The sequence below is a fragment of the Pleomorphomonas oryzae DSM 16300 genome, assembly GCF_000422965.1.
In the GTDB taxonomy this organism is placed as follows: domain Bacteria; phylum Pseudomonadota; class Alphaproteobacteria; order Rhizobiales; family Pleomorphomonadaceae; genus Pleomorphomonas; species Pleomorphomonas oryzae.
The window spans coordinates 186,185-209,611 of sequence record NZ_AUHB01000010.1 but is presented as its reverse complement, the minus strand read 5'-3'; the positions used below and the strand labels follow the sequence as shown (position 1 = coordinate 209,611).

26 protein-coding genes are annotated in these 23,427 nt (G+C 64.0%); 9 read left to right on the top strand and 17 right to left on the bottom strand.

Features of this window, described 5'->3' with window-relative positions:
- Nucleotides 1-42: 42 nt before the first annotated feature.
- Both G522_RS0117250 and G522_RS0117245 read left to right on the top strand, forming a co-directional pair.
- Entirely contained in the window at nucleotides 43-309 is a 267-nt protein-coding gene (locus tag G522_RS0117250) for a hypothetical protein (RefSeq protein ID WP_026792114.1), read from the top strand.
- Between the two features lie 12 nt (nucleotides 310-321).
- A complete protein-coding gene (locus G522_RS0117245; protein ID WP_026792113.1) occupies nucleotides 322-1,014 on the top strand; it encodes a DUF899 domain-containing protein in 693 nt (230 codons plus the stop codon).
- Nucleotides 1,015-1,085: 71 nt separating this feature from the next.
- Here G522_RS0117245 and G522_RS0117240 read toward each other — a convergent pair whose 3' ends face one another.
- The 7 genes from G522_RS0117240 to G522_RS0117210 form a co-directional block, all read right to left on the bottom strand.
- Complete coding sequence (locus tag G522_RS0117240; protein WP_026792112.1) at nucleotides 1,086-1,952, bottom strand: CheR family methyltransferase; 867 nt, start codon at nucleotides 1,950-1,952, stop codon at nucleotides 1,086-1,088.
- Complete coding sequence (locus G522_RS0117235) at nucleotides 1,949-3,133, bottom strand: protein-glutamate methylesterase/protein-glutamine glutaminase (RefSeq protein WP_026792111.1); 1,185 nt, start codon at nucleotides 3,131-3,133, stop codon at nucleotides 1,949-1,951. The genes G522_RS0117240 and G522_RS0117235 overlap by 4 nt, the downstream gene beginning before the upstream one ends.
- A gap of 38 nt (nucleotides 3,134-3,171) precedes the next feature.
- Nucleotides 3,172-3,537, bottom strand: coding sequence for a response regulator (locus G522_RS0117230; protein ID WP_026792110.1), 366 nt, complete (start codon nucleotides 3,535-3,537; stop codon nucleotides 3,172-3,174).
- A gap of 47 nt (nucleotides 3,538-3,584) precedes the next feature.
- On the bottom strand, nucleotides 3,585-4,076 hold the full coding sequence (locus tag G522_RS0117225; protein ID WP_026792109.1) for a chemotaxis protein CheW: 492 nt from the start codon (nucleotides 4,074-4,076) through the stop codon (nucleotides 3,585-3,587).
- Entirely contained in the window at nucleotides 4,073-6,838 is a 2,766-nt protein-coding gene (locus G522_RS0117220) for a hybrid sensor histidine kinase/response regulator (RefSeq protein WP_026792108.1), read from the bottom strand. Before G522_RS0117220 ends, G522_RS0117225 begins: the two co-directional genes overlap by 4 nt.
- Nucleotides 6,839-7,066: 228 nt before the next feature.
- Nucleotides 7,067-7,738 carry a histidine phosphotransferase ChpT gene (gene chpT, locus G522_RS0117215; RefSeq protein ID WP_026792107.1) on the bottom strand — a complete coding sequence of 224 codons (672 nt, stop codon included), beginning with the start codon at nucleotides 7,736-7,738 and terminating at the stop codon, nucleotides 7,067-7,069.
- 147 nt (nucleotides 7,739-7,885) lie between these two features.
- Nucleotides 7,886-8,755, bottom strand: a complete 870-nt coding sequence (locus G522_RS0117210) for a haloalkane dehalogenase (RefSeq protein ID WP_026792106.1) — start codon at nucleotides 8,753-8,755, stop codon at nucleotides 7,886-7,888.
- Between the two features lie 113 nt (nucleotides 8,756-8,868).
- Between G522_RS0117210 and G522_RS0117205 the strand changes: the two genes are divergently transcribed.
- Nucleotides 8,869-9,312, top strand: a complete 444-nt coding sequence (locus G522_RS0117205; RefSeq protein WP_026792105.1) for a MarR family winged helix-turn-helix transcriptional regulator — start codon at nucleotides 8,869-8,871, stop codon at nucleotides 9,310-9,312.
- 20 nt (nucleotides 9,313-9,332) lie between these two features.
- Here G522_RS0117205 and G522_RS0117200 read toward each other — a convergent pair whose 3' ends face one another.
- On the bottom strand, nucleotides 9,333-9,728 hold the full coding sequence (locus G522_RS0117200; protein ID WP_026792104.1) for a nuclear transport factor 2 family protein: 396 nt from the start codon (nucleotides 9,726-9,728) through the stop codon (nucleotides 9,333-9,335).
- Nucleotides 9,729-9,808: 80 nt separating this feature from the next.
- On the bottom strand, nucleotides 9,809-10,711 hold the full coding sequence (locus tag G522_RS0117195; protein ID WP_026792103.1) for a polysaccharide deacetylase family protein: 903 nt from the start codon (nucleotides 10,709-10,711) through the stop codon (nucleotides 9,809-9,811).
- A gap of 149 nt (nucleotides 10,712-10,860) precedes the next feature.
- On the opposite strand from G522_RS0117195, the gene G522_RS0117190 reads away from it, so the two are divergent.
- The gene (locus G522_RS0117190) at nucleotides 10,861-11,769 is read left to right on the top strand and encodes a LysR family transcriptional regulator (protein ID WP_026792102.1); all 909 of its coding nucleotides are present in this window, start codon (nucleotides 10,861-10,863) and stop codon (nucleotides 11,767-11,769) included.
- A gap of 23 nt (nucleotides 11,770-11,792) precedes the next feature.
- Here the strand turns inward: G522_RS0117190 and G522_RS0117185 are convergent, their stop codons facing one another.
- Nucleotides 11,793-12,173 carry a YHS domain-containing (seleno)protein gene (locus tag G522_RS0117185; RefSeq protein ID WP_051228728.1) on the bottom strand — a complete coding sequence of 127 codons (381 nt, stop codon included), beginning with the start codon at nucleotides 12,171-12,173 and terminating at the stop codon, nucleotides 11,793-11,795.
- A gap of 313 nt (nucleotides 12,174-12,486) precedes the next feature.
- On the opposite strand from G522_RS0117185, the gene G522_RS0117180 reads away from it, so the two are divergent.
- A complete protein-coding gene (locus G522_RS0117180; protein ID WP_245586686.1) occupies nucleotides 12,487-13,002 on the top strand; it encodes a DUF1134 domain-containing protein in 516 nt (171 codons plus the stop codon).
- 142 nt (nucleotides 13,003-13,144) lie between these two features.
- Nucleotides 13,145-13,972 carry a hypothetical protein gene (locus tag G522_RS29110; protein WP_051228727.1) on the top strand — a complete coding sequence of 276 codons (828 nt, stop codon included), beginning with the start codon at nucleotides 13,145-13,147 and terminating at the stop codon, nucleotides 13,970-13,972.
- Nucleotides 13,973-14,092: 120 nt separating this feature from the next.
- Here the strand turns inward: G522_RS29110 and G522_RS0117170 are convergent, their stop codons facing one another.
- The 3 genes from G522_RS0117170 to G522_RS30100 are packed head-to-tail and all read right to left on the bottom strand — an operon-like array spanning nucleotide 14,093 to nucleotide 15,905.
- Entirely contained in the window at nucleotides 14,093-14,962 is an 870-nt protein-coding gene (locus G522_RS0117170) for a metal ABC transporter permease (protein WP_026792099.1), read from the bottom strand.
- Nucleotides 14,959-15,738 carry a metal ABC transporter ATP-binding protein gene (locus G522_RS0117165; protein WP_026792098.1) on the bottom strand — a complete coding sequence of 260 codons (780 nt, stop codon included), beginning with the start codon at nucleotides 15,736-15,738 and terminating at the stop codon, nucleotides 14,959-14,961. The genes G522_RS0117170 and G522_RS0117165 overlap by 4 nt, the downstream gene beginning before the upstream one ends.
- Nucleotides 15,735-15,905 carry a hypothetical protein gene (locus G522_RS30100; protein WP_156886975.1) on the bottom strand — a complete coding sequence of 57 codons (171 nt, stop codon included), beginning with the start codon at nucleotides 15,903-15,905 and terminating at the stop codon, nucleotides 15,735-15,737. Before G522_RS30100 ends, G522_RS0117165 begins: the two co-directional genes overlap by 4 nt.
- Before the next feature lie 422 nt (nucleotides 15,906-16,327).
- Between G522_RS30100 and G522_RS27375 the strand changes: the two genes are divergently transcribed.
- Entirely contained in the window at nucleotides 16,328-16,765 is a 438-nt protein-coding gene (locus tag G522_RS27375) for a MarR family transcriptional regulator (protein ID WP_051228726.1), read from the top strand.
- 140 nt (nucleotides 16,766-16,905) lie between these two features.
- On the opposite strand, the gene G522_RS0117150 is transcribed toward G522_RS27375, so the two are convergent.
- Nucleotides 16,906-18,210, bottom strand: a complete 1,305-nt coding sequence (locus G522_RS0117150) for a hemolysin family protein (RefSeq protein WP_026792097.1) — start codon at nucleotides 18,208-18,210, stop codon at nucleotides 16,906-16,908.
- Nucleotides 18,211-18,504: 294 nt separating this feature from the next.
- Entirely contained in the window at nucleotides 18,505-19,113 is a 609-nt protein-coding gene (locus tag G522_RS29105; protein WP_026792096.1) for a hypothetical protein, read from the bottom strand.
- A gap of 130 nt (nucleotides 19,114-19,243) precedes the next feature.
- On the opposite strand from G522_RS29105, the gene G522_RS29100 reads away from it, so the two are divergent.
- Nucleotides 19,244-20,407 carry a hypothetical protein gene (locus G522_RS29100; protein WP_051228725.1) on the top strand — a complete coding sequence of 388 codons (1,164 nt, stop codon included), beginning with the start codon at nucleotides 19,244-19,246 and terminating at the stop codon, nucleotides 20,405-20,407.
- Nucleotides 20,408-20,590: 183 nt separating this feature from the next.
- Complete coding sequence (locus G522_RS0117135) at nucleotides 20,591-21,745, top strand: DUF2336 domain-containing protein (protein ID WP_026792095.1); 1,155 nt, start codon at nucleotides 20,591-20,593, stop codon at nucleotides 21,743-21,745.
- A gap of 87 nt (nucleotides 21,746-21,832) precedes the next feature.
- On the opposite strand, the gene G522_RS27360 is transcribed toward G522_RS0117135, so the two are convergent.
- The gene (locus tag G522_RS27360) at nucleotides 21,833-22,375 is read right to left on the bottom strand and encodes a hypothetical protein (RefSeq protein WP_036839760.1); all 543 of its coding nucleotides are present in this window, start codon (nucleotides 22,373-22,375) and stop codon (nucleotides 21,833-21,835) included.
- 176 nt (nucleotides 22,376-22,551) lie between these two features.
- On the bottom strand, nucleotides 22,552-23,337 hold the full coding sequence (locus tag G522_RS0117125; protein ID WP_026792094.1) for an NAD kinase: 786 nt from the start codon (nucleotides 23,335-23,337) through the stop codon (nucleotides 22,552-22,554).
- Nucleotides 23,338-23,427 lie beyond the last annotated feature (90 nt).

Genomic DNA, 23,427 nt, shown 5'->3' with positions numbered 1-23,427 from the left:
ATCACAGCGCTGGACAGCGCAGTCGACGGAGGATGGGACGTGATGAGACTTGCTGCAACAAGAAGCGACGCTCCGACCGGCAAGCCGATGGCTGAGGGAGCCGGCTGGTTGGGGCTGGCAGCCACCCCGACGTTTGCCGTCATGGCCTGGGTCACTGCTCTCGGCCCGCCTGGCATGTGCACGGCCGCGCCGCCCTGGATGCCCGTCAACGACATGGCGTTGATGTACCTCTTGATGAGCCTTTTCCACCTTTCGCCGTGGCTGAGGGTTCTTTCCCACCGCCTCGCAGCGCCGCATCGGCCAAACTGAAGGAGACTGACAATGCAACATGCTGTTATTTCACGCCATGACTGGCTGTCCGCTCGGCGGGAACTACTGAAAGCGGAGAAGGAGCTCACTCATCTGCGCGACCAGCTCACCGAGCGGCGGCTTGCCCTGCCATGGGTGCGGATCGACAAGGACTATACGTTCGATACGGTGGACGGTCGGCGCGCGCTGGCCGATCTGTTCGATGGCCGCTCGCAGCTTCTCATCCAGCATTTCATGCTGGCGCCGGGATGGAGCCAGGGTTGCCGGAGCTGCTCCTTCATGGCCGATCATACCGACGGCATGACCAAGCACCTCAGCCATCACGACGTCACCATGATCGCCGTCTCGCGAGCGCCGCTTGCCGAAATCGAGCGCTTCCGGCGCCGCATGGGCTGGCAATTCCCCTGGGTGTCCTCAAACGGCACCTCGTTCAACTACGACTTCCGCGTCAGCTTCACGCCGGAGGACATCGAAAGCGGACACGTCGACTACAATTTCGGGGAATGGCAGGCCGTCGGCGAGGAATGGCCGGGGATCAGTGCCTTTTTCAAGGACGAGTCCGGCACCGTCTTCCACACCTACTCCACGTTCGGACGCGGCGTGGAAGCGATGATGGGAACCTACGCCATGCTCGACCTCCTACCCAAAGGTCGCAACGAGGCCGAGGGAATGGACTGGGTGCGCCACCACGATCGATACGCATAGGGGCGGCAAACCGGAGCATAAAAAACAGCGCCGCGGATTTCTCCGCGGCGCTGTTTCAATGGGCTGGGTTGTCAGACGCGAGCGGCCCCGGCGAAAGCCGAGAAACGCGGCGCTGCCTGCGGAATGGCGGCGGCCGGAACGTAGAGACCGCGTCGATCAGGTGCCGGCTTGAAGGCGTCGGTAAGGCCGACCACCGTCTCGGCGGCGCCGAGCACCAGATAGCCGTCGGGCGCCAGGACCTTCGAGATGCGTCCGAGGATGTCGACCTTGGTGGGCTGGTCGAAGTAGATCAGCACGTTGCGACAGAAGACGATGTCGAACTGGCCGAAGGATGCAAAGCTGTCGAGCAGGTTGAACTTCCGCCACTGCACCATGGAGCGGAGCTGCGGCGAAATAGTCCAGCTCTCACCCTGCTGGGTAAAATACTTGAGCAGCAACTGGATCGGCAGGCCGCGCTGCACTTCGAACTGGGTGTAGGTGCCGGCCTTGGCCCGGTCGAGCACCTCGTTGGAGATGTCGGTGCCGAGGATCTCGATCCGCCAGCCGGCGAGCTTGCTCTCCATCTCCTTGAGGCACATGGCGAGCGTGTAGGGTTCCTGGCCGGTGGAGGCGGCGGCGCACCAGATGCGGATCTTCTTCTGGGCAGCGCGTGCCTTCAGCATTTCCGGCATCATCATCTGCGTGAAATGCTCAAACGGCGTCTTGTCGCGGTAGAAGAAGCTCTCGTTGGTGGTCATCGCTTCGACGACCGCCTCGGCCAGCACCGTTTCACGCGGTTCCTTCAGCTTGGCGACCAGGGCGGCGATCGACTGCAGGCCGGCCTTGCGGGCCACCGGCAGCAGACGGCTTTCGATGAGATATTGCTTTTCGTTCGACAGGACGAGACCGGAACGGCTCTTCAGGAACTGACGCAGGTAGTCGTATTCCGCCGGATTCATGGACGGCCTCCGAGCAGGATCTTGGACACCTTCCGGCCGATTTCGTTGAGCGGGAGAACGTCCGAACACATTCCGGTATGGGCGGCGGCGCCGGGCATGCCCCAGACCACCGATGTTTCCTCATCCTGCGCGATGGCGCTGCCGCCGATCTCGCCGATCTTGCGCACGCCTTCGGCGCCGTCGGAACCCATGCCGGTCAGCACGACGGCGAGTGTCGCCGTGCCGTAGATTTCCGCCACCGACTTGAACAGCGGGTCGACGGCGGGCTTGCAGAAGTTGACGGGCGGCGCGTCGCTCAGCTTGATGGTGACATCGTTGCCATGCTTGACCAGCAGCATATGCTTGCCACCGGGCGCCACGTAGATGTGACCGGGCTGGATCACCTCACCGTCGCGACCTTCAGCGGCCGGACGCCCGGCTGCCTTGGTGATGTGTTCGGCCAGGATGGCGGTGAAGGTCGGCGGCATATGCTGGGTCAGCACCACCGGTACCATGCCGATGGACGAGCCGATCTCGCCGAACAGCGTATTGAGGGCCTGCGGGCCGCCGGTCGACGAGCCGATGGTCAGGATGCGCGGACGCACCGAGGAATAGGGGCGGATGGTGAACGAGGCTGGCCGGGTGGCGCGCAGCGCGCTTGAGGCGGCGGGCGCATTGGCCTGCAGTGCACTCGTCAGCGACCGAGCCATTGGCCGGGTGCCAAGGGCCTGGCCCGGCAGGCCGCGCTTCTTGGCGCGCATGCCGAGGTTGGTGACCTTTTCGATCAGTTCGCGGCGGAACTCAGCCGATGTGGTGACGCCAGAATTGGATTCGGGCTTGGGCACATAATCGGCGGCGCCGAGCGACAGCGCTTTCAGCGAGATTTCGGCGTTGCGGCGGGTCAGCGTCGAGGCGACGACGACGACGAGGTTTCTCTTTTTTTCAATCAACAGCGGCAGGGCTGTGAGGCCATCCATATCGGGCATTTCGATGTCGAGGATGACCACGTCGGGATTGGACCTCAGAACATCGTCGACGGCGAGGCGGCCGTTGCGGTGACTGGCCACCACAGCGAGGTTGGGCTCCTCGTCGAGCCAGCGGCCGACCAGGCCGCGAATAACCACGGAATCATCGACGACCATCACACGGATAGGGTCAGTGACGGCTCCGGAAGAAGAAGGCGCGCGCGCGATGGCCGACATTGAATCGGTCTCCAGTTTCGCATCGATCTATAAAACCGTCAGAGCAGCCCGACTTCCTGGAACTTGGCTTCGACAATTTCCCGATCAAAGGGCTTCATGATGTATTCGTTGGCGCCGGCGCGGATGGCGCGGGCGATATGGCCGACGTCATTCTCGGTGGTGCAGAACACCACCTTCGGCGTATCGCCACCTTCCAGCTTCCTGAGCTGGGCGAGGAATTCCAGGCCATCCATCACTGGCATGTTCCAGTCGAGCAGAATGGCATCCGGCATGGTCTCCTGGCACTTCTCGAGGGCCTGCTGGCCATCCTCGGCCTCGAGGATGGTGAAGGACAGATCCTCAAGAATGCGCCGGGCCACCTTGCGGATGACGCTCGAGTCGTCGACCACGAGACAGGTCTTCATTGTTTTACTCCTGCGGCGGGTGACGCCGGCTTGCTTGAGCAGTCACATCAGGCGGCGAGGTCACCGTGCATGCGACCGAGCACACGTTCGACATCCAGGATGACCATGAGCTGTCCGGACAGGCGATGGACGCCGCCGGAAATTTCGGCCCAGCGCGGGTCGAGGTTGGCCGGGTTGGCTTCGCGGCCGGCGGCGTCGAGGTTGAGGACTTCGCCGACCTCGTCGATGATGAGGCCGTAGGATTCCCCACGATACTCGATGCCGACGGCCATGATGCCGTGGTTGCCCTCGCGCTGGGGCAGCCCGAGACGGCGGCGCATGTTGATCGCCGTCACGATGCGTCCGCGCAGGTTGAGCACGCCGGCCACTTCCGGCGCCGACAGCGGCACGCGCGTCATGCTCTCCGGCACGAAGACGTCATGCACCTTGTGGATCGGCAGGCCGAACAGCTGACCGCCGATGATCACGGTCACATACTGAATCTGGCCGGAGTGGCTGTCGTTGGCGGCGGCGCCGGGGGTGTGGCTGGTGGCGGTCATGCTGCAATCCCAAAATCAGCGCTGGTGATTTCCTTCAGGGCGGCGATCAGGCCCGGACGGTCGAACTTGGCGACATATTCGTCGAAGCCGGACTGGCGGCCGCGCTCGATCGAAGCCGGCGTGCAGAGTGCCGACAGCGCAATGATCGGCGTGGTGCGGAAGCGGGCGTCTCGGCGCAGCATCTCGGCAAACTCGAAGCCATTGACCACCGGCATCTCGATGTCGGAGACGATGACGTCGAAGGCGGCGCCTTCGCCCAGGAGGCGCATGGCCTCGGTGGCCGACGCGCAGACCGTCACGTCGAAGCCGGCAGCCTTCATCACCGGGCCCAGCATGTTGCGGAAGAAGGCGCTGTCGTCGATGAACAGCAGCTTGCGGGTCAACGCGGCCGACGAGATTTCCTTGCGCTTGAACCAGTCCTCGAAGGCGAGCGGCAGGTAGTGGCCGATGTCGAGGATTTCGGTGGCCTTGCCCTTGATCACCGCCGAACCGAGCACGCCTGGCACGTCGGAGCCGACCTGAATGTTGAGCGACTCCTCGACGATGTCGACGATCTCGTCGACGACGAGGCCCATCGAACGGCCGGAGTCGGAGAACACCAGCATCGGCTGGGTGCCTTCCTCGCGGCGGCGGACGTCGTAGTTCGGGTAGACCAGCGGCATCAGCGAGCCACGATACTGCACGAGGTCGCGGCCGTTGGAATGCTCGATCTTTTCGATCTCGAATTCCTCGAGGCGGGTGACCAGTGACAGCGGCACCGCCTTCGGCTCGGGCGAGCCGGCGCGGAACAGCAGCATGGAGATCTTGGCGTCGTTATCGACACCGCGGGCGGCATCGGCGTCGGCGTGGGCGTCGAGCGCGTCGGTGGCGACGGCGGTCCCGATGGCGCTGGCAACGCCGTTCGGGTCGACGATCATGATCACCGAGCCGTCACCGAGGATGGTGTTGCCCGAGAACATGGTGATGTGGCGCAGCATCTTCGACATTGGCTTGACGACGATTTCTTCCGTGTGGAAGACGCCGTCGACCACCAGGCCGAAGGTGACGTTGCCAACCTGCATGACGACGATGAAGCCTTCATCCTCGCTCTTCTCGGCCGAAACTTCGACCTTGAGGAGGCCGGCGAGCGGCACCAGCGGCAGCAGCTTGTTGCGCAGGCGAAGGACGGGAGTGTCCTTGATGCGCTCGATGCGATGCTCGGAGTTGTTCTGAACGCGCACCAGTTCCACCACCGACAACTGCGGGATGGCGAAGCGGTCGCCACAGCTCTCGACGATCAGCGTCGAAACGATGGCCAGCGTCAGCGGGATCTTGATGGTGAAGGTCGTGCCCTTGCCCTGCACCGACTTCAGATCGACGGTGCCGCCGATGGTTTCGATGTTGGTGCGGACGACATCCATGCCAACGCCGCGGCCGGACACCGAGGTCACCTTGGCGGCGGTCGAGAAGCCGGGGGCGAAGATATACTTGTAGATCTGGCCTTCGGTCATCTTCTCGAGCTCGGCCTCGCTGGCGAGCCCGTTCTCGACGATCTTCTGCTTGATGCGGTCGAGGTTGAGGCCGCGACCGTCGTCGGCGATCTCGATGATGATGTGGCCACCCTCGTGATAGGCGGCGAGGCGGATGGTGCCCTTCTCGGTCTTGCCGGCCTTGCGGCGATCGTCGGGGCGCTCGAGGCCATGGTCGGCCGAGTTGCGGACCATGTGGGTGAGCGGATCCTTGATCAGTTCCAACACCTGGCGGTCAAGCTCGGTGTCGGCGCCGATCATCTCCAGTTCGATCTGCTTGTTCAGTTCCTGCGCAAGATCGCGAACGATGCGCGGCAGCTTCTGCCAGGCGTTGCCGATCGGCTGCATGCGCGTCTTCATGACGCCTTCCTGCAGCTCGGCGGTGACGTTGGAAAGGCGCTGCAGCGGCACCTTGAATTCGCTGTCTTCGTGACGGCGGACGATCTCCAGCAGCTGATTGCGGGTCAGCACCAGCTCGGAGACCATGGTCATCAGGTGTTCGAGCGTCTCGACGTTGACGCGGATCGACTGGCTGGACACCGAGCCCTTTTCGCTCTTGGCCTCGGCTTCAGCTTCGCCATCCTCGGCGGACGCCTTGGCCTTGCCGAGCTTGTCGTCCGGGCTCGCCTGCTTCATGCGCGCCTCGATCTCGGCGGCGACACGGGCGAAGTCGATGCCGACCGGGGCAGGCGCGGCCGCTTCCTCAGCGGCTGGTCCGTCGGCGGGAATCTCCACCTCGACGGCGGTTTCGCGGAAGGCGCGCTCCAGTTCGTCGAGCGACACTTCGCCGGGCCGCAGCTCACGCTCCAGAACCTGGGCGACCAGCGTGCCGGCGGTTTCCTTCTTGTCCTTCTTGGGCGGTTCCTTCTTGGGCGCCTCGGCCATTGCCATGGCTTCGAGCACCGAGATCAGGTCGCGGTCCTCGCCCTTGGGCTCTTCGCCCTCGTTGGCTTCGAGCTCGGCCAGAATGCCCTTGATGCGGTCGATGGTCTGAAGGACCAGGCTGACCGCTTCTTCCGTGACGGCGGTGCCTTCGCGGAACTTGCCCATCAGCGTTTCGGCGGCGTGCGCCAGCGCTTCGAGGCGCGGCAGGCCGAGGAACCCGCAGGTGCCCTTGATCGTATGGACCAGGCGGAAAATGTTATCGAGTATGCGGGCGTTGTTCGGCTCCTGCTCGAACTTCACCAATTCCACGTCTACCGTATCGAGCGACTCGTTTGTCTCGGTGAGGAATTCACGCAAAAGGTCGTCCATACTTCACCCCCAGGGAAGGCCGAACCGGAAGCGCCGCATTCCTTCTGGGGCGCTCGCTCTACCAGCCGCTTTGGGGTGAAGTGTCCCGTCAAACTGTTAATATTGATTGAAGTCGCGGTCTCAAACCTGCGCGCAAGACGCATACGACCCAGCTTGACGCAAGTTGCCAACGGAACGACCCTCACGGATCGTTACGGACGTAAGTATTTGCCACAGGTGATTAACGCTTTATTCAGTTGAATCAACCGGAATGGCGGTGTCGGCTGCTTTCGCTTCAAAGATCACCGTGTCGCCATCCTTGGAGATTTCGATGGCGAGGCCAGCCGCGCGGGCGAGTGCGCCGGCATAGTAGGGCTGGATGGCGTGGGCGTCGACGTGGTCGCCGAGGTCGCCAGCCAAAAGCTCGACGATGCGCGGCGGAATGCGCGAAGCGGCGCCCGTGGCTTCGATGCGCTGGGTGGGGAAGGGCAGGTCGCCCTCGACGCGCACCACCACCTTGCCGCCACGCGGGATGGCCTGCAGCGAGATGAGCAGCACGTTGAGAAGCAGCTTCACCTGGTTCTTCGGCAGAAGACGGCGGGTGGCCTGCCAGTCGATGTCGGCCTTTTCGCTTTCCATGTAGCGCTTGGCCACCGTCTCGGCGTCGCCGAGATCGACCTCCGCGCCCACCGAGCCGGCGGCGCCAAAGGCAAGGCGGGCAAACTGCAGCTTGGAGGAGGCGGTGCGGGCGCTCTTGCGAATGAGGTCGAAGGCAAAGGCCTTCATCTCCTCATTGTTTTCCTCGTCGAGCACCTCGAGACCGTTGGTAATGGCGCCGACCGGCGAGATGATGTCATGGCAGACGCGCGAGCAGAGCAGGGCGGCAAAATCCAGGGCTTCCAGCTTGGCCAGGTCGGACATGGACGGTTCCATTGGGTTTGACGACGGGCAAGGCCCCTCGACGAATCGGGCAGATGTCTCGGCCAATGGATAACGCCCGTTGCCGCGCCTCACAAGCACGGGACATCGTTCTGAATTGTTTCTACCTCGATCTTAGCCGCTTTGCCCTCATCTGCGGACTAGCATGTGACGAGTCGCCCAGGCGGCGATGGTCATGGCGATCGCCTGTGGCTGATCCTCGGGGCAGATGTGAGCGGCCGGGCCGCAGGCTTCGATGTCGACAGCGGCGATGTTGGTCCGCGCCCAATCGATCATCTTCGGGCCGATCATGAGGCTTCCCTCAGGGCCGTCGAAGGTCAGCAGCAGCTTGGGAATCAACGGGGATGACGCCAGCCAAGCGTCGTAGCTTTCGATCCGTGCAACCGTGTCGGCCGGCTCGCCTTCAATGGGCATTTCCCTCGGCCAGGCCAGCAAAGGCCGCCGGCTTTCGCGTGTCGGATAAGGGCGACGATAGACATCGTGATCTTCGGGCGCCAGGCCGGATCGAACGGTCAGCTTCAGCGCCTGCTCGATGAAGAAATTCTCGTCGAGCACCTTGACCTCGCCGCTACCCGGCGCGCGCAAGGTTTCGTATCGCGTCCGGTGCGGGCCAGGAAAATCGCCCCAGGTCATCGGTCTCAGGATGGTCTCCATCAGCACCAGGCCGCGAACGCGCTCGGGATGGCGCGCCGCCCAGTCCATGGCCAGCGCACCGCCCCAATCGTGGCCGATCAGCACGACGCCATCGAGGGCCAGCGCGTCGAACCAGGCATCGAGATAGCGGGCATGGTCGGTGAACCGGTAGGCGATGTCGGGCTTGCCGGATTCCCCCATGCCGATGAGATCGGGCGCGAGGCTGCGGATGGGCAACCCCACGTCGGCAATGACATTTCGCCAGAGGTGAGATGAGGTGGGGTTGCCATGAAGGAAGATGAATGGCGCTCCGGCGCCGCTGTCGCGATAGAACAGGGTGGAGTCGAGAATGGGCAGTGAAGGCATGGCTTTTGTCCTCGGGTGCGAACTAGTAAGTTACCTGTCTAGCTCGGTGATATAGTCAGTTACCTGACTATTTATGATCGATAGTCAGGTGCCTGTCAATACCCGGAGGTTTCATGTCCTCTTCCCAGTCGCTGGGTGTTCTGTTGCGGCTTGCTCACCAGCATTTCTCCAGTGCGGTCGACGAGGCGCTCGGTGAGGCCGGCTTTGGCGATATCCGTCCGCATCACGCCAACGTCTTCACGTTCGTGCCGCCCGAAGGCATTCAGATGTCGGAGCTGACGCTGAAAGCCGGTGTCCGCAAGCAGTCGATGGCCCAGGCGTTGGAGGAGCTGGAAAAGCTCGGCTACATCGAACGGAAGCCGCACCCGAGCGACAGGCGGGCGCGTCTCATCTTTCTCACGACTCGTGGCAGGAAGATCCGCCCACTTGCCATGGCTGCCGGTCAGCAGGTGGAGGATGAGTGGGGGCGTCTCTTGGGCGACGGCGATCTCGAAGCCTTGCGCGCAGCGCTTCAGAAGCTGCTCGGCGCCTTGCAGGAGGGTGACCAACGGGCGTGACGGCGCTCCGTCGCGACGATTTACCCGCCGATGCGCATGCCGGTTGTCCGGGCAGCTTTCTGGTCGTCGCAGATGTGCAGGCGGACTTCGACGAGCTTGGTGCCTTCGAAGCGAAACTGCTCGGCAATGAAAATGGTGCCGTCCGAGTGGGCCAGCCCGGCGCGGACCGTCGCGAAGACCATGTCGCCATCGCCGTAGACGCCGAGCAACTCGAAGCGACTGAAATCGTAAAAATCCCGGACCTCAGGGTAGAATTTCTGGAACTGCTCGAGGCCCATATAGGTGCCGCCGAATGGAAGGCACGCGGGTTCGTGCATCACCAGGTTCCGGTCAAAGCGATCCGGATAGTCTTCGAGCTGCTTCTTGCTGCCCAGCATGTCCTTGATGAAGGCCTTGTTTTCCTCTGCGGTCGTCATGTTGACCTCTCCTTGGGATGAGGACGTCGGAGAAACAAATCTATCAATGTCTTCGGCGTCCGCCGGGGTGTCGGGACAGGTTAGGCCGCGTTGCTCGCCGGCTTGTCGTTGATCTCGCCCGGTTGCAACGTCGCGGCGCGGTAATGTTCGGCAATCTCGTCGCTGGTGGCCAGCCACACCCCGCCGTGGGAGGCGATGTAGTCGAGCGCCTTGTCGAGATAGCTCGCGCGGAAAGCCTGACCGGTGACGAAGGGATGGAGCGCCAGCGCCATCACGCGCCCGGAGCCGGCGCTATCGGCGTAGAGCTGGTCGAACTGATCGACGACGGTGCGATAGAACGCCTCGCCGGTCATTCCCTTGGTGCCGAACAGGCTAAGGTCGTTGAGCTCGACCGAATAGGGCACGGAGATCAGCCCCGGCATATTGAGAGGGAATGGCTGATCGTCGGCCGTCCAGTCGAGAATGTAGGAATAGCCGAGGTCTTTCAGGATATTCGGCGTTTCGAAGGTTTCGGAAAGCCCGGGCCCCATCCAACCCGTCGGGCGCTGACCGGTGGCGGTGGCGATCGTTTCGGTCATCTCCTCCAAGAAGCGCCGCTCGTCGTCGGGCGCCATGCCGGTCTGCAGCATGGAATTCGTCTTGCCATGGGCGAGCCAAGCCCAGCGACGCGCCCGACCGGCGGCGACGATCTCGGGATAATGCGTCGCTGCGTCGGAGTTGAGAAGGGCGGATGGCCTGATGCCGTACCGGTCGAAGGTTTCGATCATGCGCCAGATGCCGACGCGTGGGCCATAGTCGCGCCAGCCGTGGTTCAGCGGATCCGGCATGAGGCCGGCCGTGCCTTCCCAGATGCTGGTGGAAGGCTTGCCGAGTTCGAAATACTCGATGTTGAGGCCGACGTAGAAAGCCACCCGTGCGCCATTCGGCCAATTGATTCTGGGCCGGGAAATGATGGGCGAGTAAGCGTAGAGCGCGTTTTCCATCTTGAACTCCCTATCTGGCGGAGCGACCGGGGCATTGTTGCGCGTCGGTCCTGCCTCCGATGAGCCGAAGATGGCGGGTTGCGACATTTCAGACAATTGAGCTAGAGTTCTCATCACTTCGGATAATTATTCCGAAATAGGGGAGCGGCATGGACAAGATCGGGGCGATGACGGCTTTCGTTCTGGCTGCCGATGCCAGAAGTTTCACGGCGGCTGGGCGTCAAATCGGCCTGTCGTCGTCGGCGGTGGGTAAGGCGATCGGTCGCCTGGAAGAGCGGCTCGGCGTCAGTCTGTTCCACCGCTCGACGCGCACGGTCACCCTGACCGAGGAGGGAGCCATGTTCCTCGAGCGGTGCCGCCGCATTCAGGCCGAGATCGAGGCGGCCGAGCTGGAGCTGGCTGAGACGCGTGGCTCCCCCAATGGTACACTTCGCGTCAGCCTGCCGATCATCAACGCCTTCATGGTGCCGATGCTGAACGGCTTCATGCAGGCCTATCCCGATGTCCAGCTCGACCTCGATTTTCGCGACGATCTCGTCGACATCATCGAGGAGGGCTTCGACGCGGTGATCCGCGCCGGCAACGTCTCCGACTCGCGGCTGATGAGCCGCGTTCTCGGCGAGTTCCGCCTCAAACTGGTGGCTTCACCGGACTATCTGGCACGCGCCGGCACGCCCCGACTGCCCGAGGACCTTGCGCACCACGCTTGTTTGCTGCACCGGTTCGCGACCAGCCGTAAGTTCGAGCGTTGGCCGCTGACGCGAAACGGTGACGATCTCGATGTCGCGCTTCGTCCGGCCGCGGTGGCCAACACCATCGAGCCGTTGCTGCTGATGGCCGAGCAGGGGCTCGGGATCGCCTGCCTGCCGGACGTGCTGCTGGAGGAGCAACTGGCGAGCGGCCGCCTCAGGAAGGTGCTCGATGACCACCTCGCGCACGTCGGCATCATGCGCCTGCTTTGGCCGGCGAGCCGCTATCTGTCTCCAAGACTGCGGGTCTTTATCGATTTCGTGTCGAAGCAGCTGTTTGCCAGCGGGAAAGGATCGCTACCCATCTGACCGCGCGTTCTTCGGCGGCGGCGTCAGTAGGCCAGGAGCTTCAGCACCTCGGGCCAGTGGGCGGCGGCGGCGGCGATCATGGCGTCGGGATCGGCGAGGAAGGCCTGCCGTTCGTCTTCGGTGGCGAACAGATAGAGGCGGTTGCGATGGATGGCGAACAGGGTCGGGTTGCCAGGCTGGGCGACGCCACGGGCCGCGGCGGCCATCGAGTAGCCGCCGAAGCCGGGGATGTAGACGGCCGGTGCGGCGCGAAAGGCGGCGGCATTGGCTTCGGTGGCGAAGTGCCAGTAGGTGTCGCCATAGACTTCTTCATAGTCGGCGAGGCCGGGAATGGCGGCGCCGCTGACGAAATAGGCCACCGGGTCGTAGCCGCCGATCGACAGTCCGGTATAGGGATCGAACACTATCCTTTCGTCTAGCGCGTTTACCGGCTGGCAAGGGATGAGGAAAAACAGCGACAAGACAATGGCGCGGGCGATAAAACTCACCCAATCTTGCCGTCGTGATGTCTGATTCGTCTGTATGATCATGATGTCACCGGCCGACCCTGCCGTTCATCTTGCCTGGATGGAGTGTCGGTGAGGTTAATGTTTGGATGGTCTCGCCACCTGCCGCATCGGCGGATGGTGCCGGGATATGGAGGGATTGCCGATGTCGCGTCTGTCGGTGCTGAAAGCGCTGCCCTTCCTTCTGCTGGCCTTCGTGGCCGCCGCGGTGATGCCCGCCGCCGCCGCCCAGCAGAGGCAGCAGCAGACCTATTCGTCATCCGAGCTGGTGGATACCGGCCACAAGTTCTTCGGTGAAATGTCGGGCGGCCTCGCCTCGGCCATCGAACGGGCGGCGTCGAGCTATGGCGAGCCCAACGGCTACATCCTGGGCCAGGAGGGCTCGGGTGCGTTTGTCGGCGGCCTGCGCTACGGCGAGGGAACGCTCTATACGCGCAACGCTGGCTCGGCGCGCGTCTATTGGCAGGGACCGACCTTCGGTCTCGATGTCGGCGGCGACGGCGCCCGCACCATGATCCTCGTCTACAATCTGCCCTCGATGCAGGCGATCTACCAGCGCTACGGCGGCGTCAACGGTTCGGCCTATCTGGTCGGCGGCTTCGGCATCACCGCGCTGCGCCAGGGCAACATCACTTTGGTGCCGGTGCGCACCGGCGTCGGTGCCCGTCTCGGCGTCAATGTCGGCTATCTCAAGTTCACGCCGCAGGCAACTTGGAACCCATTCTGATGGTTCCGGCGGCTGGCGAGCCAGCTTTCGCACCTTTTTTCGTCATCGGGTGGATCGGAACCCCGGTCCGCCCTTGACCGTTTCCTTCTCGATGCGCGACAAATAGTATCCGGTAGATAGATCTGCCGCAGGATGGCATGACGTGATCGAGACGGTGCTGATCTTTCTGGCGGGTGTGCTGACGGCGGGGCTCTTCGCGCTGCTGCTGATGCCGGCGATCAACTCGCGTGCCGTGCGCCTTTACAGGCGACGGCTGGATCAGCAACTGCCGCGTTCGGTTGCCGAGATGGCGGCTGCCAAGGATGCGATCCGGGCAGAAATGGCGGCCCGCATGGCGCGCATCGAGGTCGAACTCGACGTCGCCCGGCAGGCGGTGGCCGCCGCCGAACTTCGTAGTTCTGAGGATCGCCAGCTGGCGCGCGCGCTCGAAGCGGAAAAGGTCGGCTTCGAGGCGACGATCGCCGACTATGAAAAGCGTCTCAACGAGGCCCATTCGATCGCCCGCTACGCCCATGAGGCGGTGGCGCGCGTCGATGCCGAGCGGCGCGACCTGCAGCGTCAGGTCGCCATCCGGTCGATGGAAGCCGAGGAAAGCCGCGACGAGGCGGAATCGCTGGCGGCCGACATGAAGATGGCATTGGTCGAGGCCGAGGCCCGCATTGCCGTGTTGTCCGAGACCATTGCCGATCTCACCCACACGCCGCCGATCGTGCATGCGCCGATGACCCCGTCGATGCCTACCACGCCGCCGGCGCCGGTCATTCACGTCGATTTCGGGGCGAAGGCCGAGCGGCAAGCCGATAAGCCGAAGATCGTCGATGCCGATGAGGATGCGCGGATCGATGATCTCGCCAACCGGCTGAAGATGCTGCGCGCCCGTAACGCGGTCGCCCGCCAGCGCATCGAATCCGCCCTGGCCAAGGGCAATGAGCCGTCGGATGACGCGCCGCAATCAGGCTCTCCATCCTGACTGAGCGCTCGAATTGTCGTTCGGCGGCAATTGATCGTCTTCAGCGCTTCCGGTGCGCGCGGACCTTCAAGTTCGAACGGGTTTCCGAGACCGCGCGCTTGCTCACTTACAGGCGCCCATTCAGCCGGTGCGGTGGCGGGCCGGCCTGAACCGGGCGATCAGGCCGCCGGTCGGGCCGAAGACGATGGAGCAGGCGTAGAGCATGCCGGCGGTGACGATGATCGCCGGGCCCGACGGCAGGTTGGCGACGAAGGAGGCGATGAGGCCGATCACCGACGATAGGGCGGCAAGGGCCATGGCCACCGCCGTCATGGCGCCGAGCGAGCGCGTCCAGAAACGGGCGCTGGCGGCGGGCAGCATCATCAGGCCGACCGACAGCAACGTGCCGAGTGCCTGGAAGCCGGCGATGAGATTCAACACCATCACCAGCATGAAGGCGACGTGGATGATGGCGCCGCGCCCGCCGACCGCCTTGAGAAAGCCGGGATCGACACACTCCAGCACCAGGGGACGCCACAGGATGGTGAAGGCGACGACGGTGATCGAGGCGACGATGCCGATGAAGGTGAGGGCCGTGTCGTCGATGGCCAGCACCGAGCCGAATAGCAGGTGCATGACGTCCACCGCCGACCCGCGCGCCGAAATCAGGATGACGCCGAGCGCCAGCGATACGAGGTAGAGGGTGGCGAGCGAAGCGTCTTCCCTGAGCGGCGTCAGTCGGGTGACGGTGCTTGCCAACAGCGCGATGGCAAGGCCCGCGGCCAGGCCGCCCGCCGTCATGGCCCACAGGTTGAGGCCGGCGAGAAGATAGCCGGCGGCGACTCCCGGCAGAATGGCATGGGCCATGGCGTCGCCGGTCAGCGACAGGCGGCGGAGCATCAGGAACACGCCGACGGGCGCGGCGGCCACCGACAGCACCAGGCAACCGGCGAGCGCCCGGCGCATGAAGGCAAAATCGGAAAAGACGGACAGCAGATCGGCGGCGGTCATGGGGTGGGCTCGACCTCGCAATAGGGAGCGGCTTCATCCCAGGCTTCGATGTAGTGGCGGGCGGCGGCGAGGTTGTCGCTCGTCAGCACGGTCTCGGTGTCGCCCTCGGCGATCAGCTGGCGGGCGATCAACAGGGTGCGTGGGAAGCGGCGCCGCACCAGGTCGAGGTCGTGCAAGACGGCGATCACCGTGCGACCCTCGGCATTCCAGTTGGCCACCACGTTCACCAGTTCGTCGGTGGTGCGGTCGTCGACGGCGGTGAACGGTTCGTCGAGCAGGATCAGCGGCGCGTCTTGCAGCGTGAGACGGGCGAACAGAACCCGCTGCAACTGGCCGCCGGACAAGGTATCGAGCAAACGCTGTTCGAAGCCGATCAGGCCGACGCCGGCCAAGGCCCGCGCCACGTCTTCATCGTCGGCGCGCCGGAAGCCGCCGAAAGCGCCACGCCGCTGCCAGAGCCCCATGGCCACGAAATCGAACACCGGCAGCGGAAAGTTGCGGTCGATTTCGGCGAGCTGCGGCAGGTAGGCGATATCGCTCCGTCGACAGCCTTCGACGCCGATGCTGCCTTCGATCGGCCGGATATGGCCAATGGCTGCCTTGAGCAGGGTGGATTTGCCGGCGCCGTTGGGGCCGACGACGGCGGTCATGCTGCCGGCCGGAAAGCTGGCGGTGACATGATGCAGTGCCGGGTGGCGATCGTAGCCGATGGTAGCGTTCACAAAGGCGAGCGTCGCACCGCCGGTCGACTGGACAGCCTCGTCCCTGTTTCTCACCTGAGCCCCCAGCCGATGACGATCCAGATGCCGAGAACAAGGCAGGCCGCGCCGACAAGACGAGCGCCGAGACCGAGACGGAGAACCGATGGCCTGATGACAACGATGACAGATCGACCGGCATCAGCCATGGGGGACGGCAGGGGGCGAGGCGGATCGTGCGGCATGGCGGCCCCTTGCTGGGTGCGCGGTTCGGGGGAACGAAGCGTTATAACATAACATTTCCCGGGTCAACTGCCGGCTAGGTCAATTGCCGGTTTGTAACGCGCAGCGCACTCTTTGAAAATTTTCGAAACTAGGGGCGATCAAATCTTATTTACCCGGCAGGATCATGGAGATACATTCCGGTATGTAAATGTAATTATGTCAATGATTAGGAAACAATTTTCATTGCTGGTACGGTTTACGGAAACTTTCCTAAAGTCTTGCAGGACAGGGTCGCTATTTCCGTCATATGCGAAGCGCATGCTTGAAATCTCTGATGTTGTTGTTTACTAGGTAAAAACTCAACGCGATTCTCCCAAGGTCGAAGCAAGTGGTCACCAGCACCCTCCTTTCCTCCGTTCGACAAAATGCAGGGGAGGCAGCCATGGCGGTCGAACCCGACCTCATGAAAACCTTCCTGCTCGCCTATGAATCGGTCATCGAAACGTTACGGCCGAGCATGAAGGTCGCCGGCCTTACCGAACCGCAATGGCGGGTGCTGCACGAGCTCAGAGCGCGGTCGCCGATGATCGCCTCGGAGCTGGCGGCCAATACGTTCGTTCGGGCGTCGAGCCTGTCGCGCATTCTGCGTGATCTCGAAGCGCGTGACCTGATCAACCGGGCCCAGCAGTTCGAAGATCTCCGCAAGACGCTGGTGTCGCTGACCGATTATGGCCGCAAGACGATCGCGCCGATCGAAGCGGCCTATGCCGAGCTCAGCCAGCGCATCGCCGAGTCGATCGGCCGCGAGGCGGTGAATGCCTGCGCCGCGGCCTGTTCCGGAATTGTCCGGCAGATCGGCGCACAACCTGGCGACGATTGAAAGCAATTTCACTGCCGGCAATTGATGACGAGACGATCTCGCATCATGGGTGGATTTCACCCGGGGTGGTTCCTGCACGGACCATCCCGGGTTTTTGTTTGCGGGCTGTCGGTCCAGTCTCAGACGTCGGGCCTCAGACGTCAGGCCTCTGACCCCGGTGGCGCGGTGACCAGCACCTTGTCGATGCGCCGCCCATCCATGTCGACGATTTCGAACGTCCAGCCGCGCCAGTCGACGATATCGCCGGTCGACGGAATGGCCTTGGTTACCGACAGCACGAAGCCGGCCAGCGTCTCGTAGTCGCGGTCGGGGTCATCGAGGCCCTGACAGTGGATCTTCTCGGCCACCAGATCGACGCCGAGATCGGCATCGATCAGCCAGCTGCCGTCGGCGCGGGTGACGATCTCGCTCAGCTCTTCGCTGGCTTCGCCGCCGAGGTTGCCGACGATGGCGGTCAGGATGTCGGCGGCGGTCACCATGCCTTCGACCGAGCCGTATTCATCGATCACCATCACCATCTGCAGCGGCGAGCGGCGCAGGGTGTCGAGCACGTCGAGGGCCGAGGCGGTGTCCGGCACCATGTCAACCTGGCGGATGCGGCCTCTGATGTCGAGCGGTTGGCCCTTGAGCTGCTGGTCGAGCAAATCTTTGGCCTGGATGACGCCCTGCACCATGTCGATCGAGCCGGTGAACACCGGATAGCGCGAGTGGGAGGAGTTGGCGATCGCCTCGATGATGCGCTGATCGTCCCAGTCGAGGTCGATGCCGGTGATGTCGGGGCGCGGGATCATTACGGCACGGATCGACCGGTCGCCGAAGCGCATGACGCCGGCCATCAGCTCCTTTTCCTCGGGTTCGAGAATGCCGGAGTTGGTGCCTTCGGCGATCACCGCCTTGATTTCTTCCTCGGTGACGGCGCTCTGTCCGGTGGATTTCAGGCCGAGCGTGCTGATGATCAGGCGGCTCGAGCGTTCGAGGACGAAAGCCACTGGCGTTGCGATGAAGGCGATGAAGGCCATCGGCCGGGCCATGACCGAGGCGACCGCCTCCGGGTTGCCGAGCGCGATCTGCTTGGGCACCAGCTCGCCGATCACCAGCGAGAAATAGGTGATGAAGCCGACCACCACCGCGATGGACAACGCCGAGGCGAAAGAGGCGGGAACGCCTTCAGCCAGCAGGAATTCGGCGAAGGGTTCCGATAGCGTGGCGCCGGAATAGGCGCCGGCCAGGATGCCGACCAAGGTGATGCCAATCTGCGCCGAGGACAGGAAGCGCCCGGGATTGGCGGCAAGTTTCAGGACGGTTGCTGCGCCCTTCGAACCTTTGGCGACCATGGCTTCCAGGCGTGGACGGCGCGAAGATACGACCGCCAGCTCGGACATGGCGAAGAGGCCGTTCAGGATCAGGAGAATGAAGATAACGCCGATTTCAAAGAGGTAGCCCATGGGGTGCGGGGGGTGCCCGGCTGCTCCGTCGCAAGTTGCTCGTTTAGGAAAAATACAGGCTGTTCGGTTTTCTCGCTAGTGGTTCCGCCCCAGGCATTTGCGTCGGCGCGCCGCGCCTCGATGCATGAGTCGAAAAGGACAAGTACCCGTTAAGCTATCCATGGCGTTGGTGGATTTCGCCTTGCGCTTGATCCGGCGCCTAGTTGAACCTCGAATTTGCTCTGCAGGGGATCGGTATGGACGAAGGATTCCTGACGCGTGGAGCGCCACCCGCTGGATACCGGCGGTGAAGCATCACCGCAAAAGACCCGTTGTCCGTCGGGAACCGCTCGCCGCTGGGGAGCGAGCATTACCATCGAGGTTGACGAGAATATGGGTGAAACCGGCGACGGCCGGCGTGCCGGACGGCGACAGGCTGCCCGCCCCGGTGAGGTAGGTGGGCAGGCCAAGCGCCGCGCCGGCAAGCGCCACAAAACCGGCGGCGACCGAGCGCGGGGCGTCAACGGTTCCCGTCGCTCCCAAACTGAAACCGTCGAGATCGATGCCGATGGCGGCAAGCCGCCGCGATGCCGGCAGGTTATGCGCGAGCTGAAGGGCAGCACCGGGGCCGGCGATTTCAAGGATCAGTGCCAGGGCACCATCGGCAAGGCCGAGTTCCGCTTCCTTGACCGACAGCGCGATGGCCATGCGATCGGCCGGTGCCAGGTCATCCCGGACGGCGACCAGCACGGCGCGGGCGCCGGTGGCGATGGCAATGCTCGCGGCATCGGGCTCGCTGGTTGCCACGGAAAAAGTGACCCCCGGCGACGGGTCACCAGCTGCGACAAGCGGCCAGAGCAACGCCGGCCGATTGACCAAGTCTTTTCTGATGTTTCTGCCGAGTAACTGGAAGATGAATGACATTTACTAATCCTTAACCATTCCACTCCAGAATGATTAACAAAGAACTAACCAAGGCTGCCAAGCCTTGCCCTTCTGATCCGCCGGGGAGACCTGGAGGGTTCTCGGGAGGGTCCTTGCTGGTGGAACACCCATGAATCCAGTTTTCCAATGGGTCTACGGGACGCCGGCGCAGAAGACGACGGCGCCGCCGATCCCGTCAACAGGCATTTCGGAAACGGGCCTCTCCGGAACGGGGATTTCCGGCCGCATCGAGCAGGCCTTTGACGCGGCGAGCGACACCACCGGCACGTCCTTTCAATATTTGCTCGACACCGCACAACGGGAGTCGTCGCTGCGGCCCGACGCCAAGGCGTCGACCTCCTCGGCGACCGGCCTGTTCCAGTTCGTCGAAGGCACCTGGCTCAAGACGCTGAAGGAAGAAGGCCCGTCGCTGGGTCTCGGGCAGTATAGCGCCGAGATCACCAAGACGGCCAACGGTCGTTATCAGGTGGCAGACCCCGCCGAGCGGCAGAAGATCCTGGCGCTGCGGGAAGATCCCAACGTGTCCTCGCTGGTGGCCGGCGCGCTGACGCGCCGCAACGCCGCCTCGCTCCGCGACGATATCGGCCGTGACGCCACGGCCGGTGAGCTTTACATCGCCCATTTCCTCGGCGCCAAGGGGGCGTCGTCCTTGATCAGCGCCGCCGGCAGCGACCCGACGTCGAGCGCCGCCGATCTGTTCCCGCAGGCGGCGCGGGCCAATCCCACCATTTTCTACGAGGGTAGGCGCGAGCGTACGGTTGCCGAAGTCTATGCCAACCTGACGGGCAAGCACGGCGAGACGGCGCCTGTCGCCATCGATGCCGGCCACATCGTGGCCCGCCTCGACCGGACGGAAGAGCCGGTCACCACCCGTTGGGACCCGGCGCTCGGCTATACCGATACCGAGTCGGGCGGCGGCGCATCGCGGCGCATCGCCGAGGCGGAATCGGCCCTGTCGGCGCTGACGTCTACCGAAGGCACGCCGACCAATTCCGGCTGGACGGCAGCGGCGCCGACCACCGCCTTCTCGTCGATCTACCGCACCGACGCTCCGGCGGCGGCCAATGCAGCCAGCTCCTTCTGGCAGGGATTCAGCCTGTCGCCCACGCTGTTCCACGCAGCGGTGGCCGACGATAGCTCGCAGCTCGCCAAGACCGCCGCCGCCGCGGCCGACACCAGCGCGGCGCTGCGCGCCAGCCAGCCGGGCCAGATCCTCGATCGCGGTTTCAAGGTCAGCGGCCCGCTCGATCTCGCCGCTTTCCTCAAAGACTGACGTATGGCTGGGCTTGCCTGTCAGGGGTGGTCTTCGGCATGATGGCTTCTGCGATCGGGCTTTGATGAATACTCCTGATCGATCAAGATCATGGTGAACCAATCCTTAAGGGTCGGCGTGGGAACATCCCGCTCGTGACCTCCGGCGCGTAATGCCGGTGGAGAGCGTGACGGGACGTGGGATATGGGGCGTTTTCGGCTCATCGATTGGATGGACAATGCTCCGGCGCCGGCGCGCGCCTCGGCGGTGCCGGCTCTGGTCAGGAGCTATGTCCACGGTGACATGACGCCGGAAGCGCGCGAGATGATGGAAGCCGCGCTGACGCTGATCGCCGACGATCCATCGCCCGACGTCCGCCGCGCGCTCTCCGAGGCGCTGTCGATCCACGAAACGGCGCCGCGCCATCTCATCGTGGCGCTGTCGCAGGATCTGCCGGTCATCGCCGAGCCGATCTTTCGCCGCTCGCCCTGCCTAATCGATAGCGAGCTGGTGGCTGCCGTGTCGCTGGGCACGCCGTCGATCGTCAAGGCGATCGCCGGCCGTCCCTGGATTTCCTTTGATGTCGCCGACGCCATCGCCGCCGAAGGCGATCGCGACGCCGTGCTCGCCATGCTCGGCAACCCCGGCGCTGATCTCGATGGCGAGGCCTTCGCGGCCATCGCCGGCCGCCTGGGTGCCGACGGCGATATCCGCGAGGCTCTGTTCGCCCGCCGCGACCTCCCGCTTGCCGTGCGGCAATCGCTGATCTCGGCGCTGGGCGAAAAGCTCGGTCGCTTCTTGGTGGACCGGGCGTGGATCGCGCCCAAGCGGGCCGGCGTGGTGCTGCGCGAGGCCTGCGACAAGGCAACGGTATTCCTGGCCGGCTCGGCCGCCGAAGCGGAACTCGCCGCGCTGGTCGAGCATCTCCGGGCCTCCGGGCAGCTGACCACGGCGCTGCTCATCCGCTCGATGTGCGAGGGAAACATCCGCTTCCTGGAAGCGGCGCTCGCCCGCCTGTCCGGCCTGCCGGCCACCCGCGTCTACGCGCTGCTGATGGATGGGCGGCCGGCCGCACTTCGGGCGCTGTTCTCGCGTGCCGGTTTGCCGGAGCGCAGCCATGCGGCCTTCCTCGCCGCGCTCGATGTCTGGCGTGAGCTCGATTATGACGGTCGCGAAGGCGACGAGCCCCGCTTCGGCCGTCGGATGGTCGAGCGCATCCTCACCCGTTATCAGGAATTTGCGCCGGGTGAGGTGGACGATCTCCTCGCCATGCTCCGGCGCCTCGCCGCCGAAAGCGCCCGCTTGGCAGCGCGCGAGATGATGGCGGCACGGCGCGAGCGTCGGCGAGCCGCCGCCTGAATGCCATCGCGAGTTTCGTTTCGCACATGAAAAACCCTCCGCATTGGCGGAGGGCGCACTGGTGCACTGCGATCTGATCCGCTGCGGCTAGAGATCGCGGATGATGACGCCGTCGTCTTCTTCGTCGGCGTGGCCGTGCTTGGCGATATAGGCTTCCGTCACCTCAAGCAGCGTGTGCGTCAGTGCCGAACCGACGCGGTTCTGTTCGTCCTTGGCCCGTTCGCGGACGATGGCGCGGATGGCGTCGACATGCTGGTTGATCAGGTCGATCGGCGTGAGCGCGCGATCGGTGATGCGTTCGAGCAGGGCGCAGAGGCTGCCGGCCACACGGGTGGCCAGCGGGAAGCCGAGCGTCGTCGACTGGCCCTTGATGTCGTGGACGGCACGATGGAAGGCGCGCTTCTCCTCGCCCTCGCGATAATCCACGGCGACCCAGGCATCACGGGTCGCGAACATCGTCTTGACCTCGTCGAGCATCCAGTCGTCGAAATGGGTCGAGAGAATCTGCAGCGCCGCCTCGGCACGCTTCACCGGATCGTCGGCTGGCGAGCGACGGCGGATCTCCCGCACCTTCTTGCGAAGGTCGTTCTTGGCCTCGATGTATTCGGGGGCGTCAGAAGGCTTGGACATCGGCGTTGGTTCCGTCGACTACACGGGGTGGGCCGCAAGGGGTGATTGTCGCCGCTGCGGCTTAAGGAAACGTTGCGGCCTTAGGGCGGGCGATCTGAGTGAATCAGACGCCGCTCTGTGGTCTTGTTTAGAACGCATCATCTTTTCGATCCTCGTTTCACTCCGGTCGGATGATGCTAGGTCCGGAATTGTTCGGTGAGAACGCGCTCCTCCCAGCCATGGTTCCGATCGAACAGGATCAGGCTGCGCTGGCGCACGTCGGCCTTGATGGCGACGCGCAGCACGTCGCGCACTTCCTGGTGGTCGGCAGCAACGGAAACCGGCCGCTTCTGGTGTTCGAGCACGTCGATGACGATGGAGCAGCGGTCGGGGATGACGGCGCCGCGCCAGCCGCGCGGCCGGAAGGCGCTGATCGGCGTCACCGCGAGAAGCGGCACGTGGATCGGCAGGATGGGACCGTGGGCGGAAAGGTTGTAGGCGGTGGAGCCGGCCGGCGTCGCCACCAGCACGCCGTCGCAGCTCATCTCGTCGAGGCGCACCTTGTCGTCGATGGAGATCCTGAGCTTGGCGGCCTGATAGGTCTGCCGCATCATCGACACTTCGTTGAAGGCGTGGGCGAGGTGGGTGTCGCCGAGCACCGTCGTCGCCTCCATGGCCAGGGGATGCAGGGCGGTGACCACCGAATCGGTCAGCCGCTCGCGCAGGCCTTCGACATGGAACTCGTTCATCAGGAAGCCGACCGAGCCGCAGTTGAGGCCGTAGATCGGCTTGTCGGTGTTGATGAAGCGGTGCAGCGTCTGCAGCATCAGCCCGTCGCCGCCCAGCGCCACGATGGCATCGGCATCCTCAGGGGCAACCATGCCATATTCGGCAATCAGCCGCGCCTTGGCGTCCTGGGCCTCGGACGTATCGCTGGAAACGAAGGAGAGGTGTTCGAAAGAAGGGCGTCCGTTTTGCGGCATCAGATCCGTCGCGTCAGTCGTCCAGTGGGCCGCTTACTCCGATCGGCCGTCGCCGCCCCCTGCCAGCCGGCATCCGGACGATACGCCCGC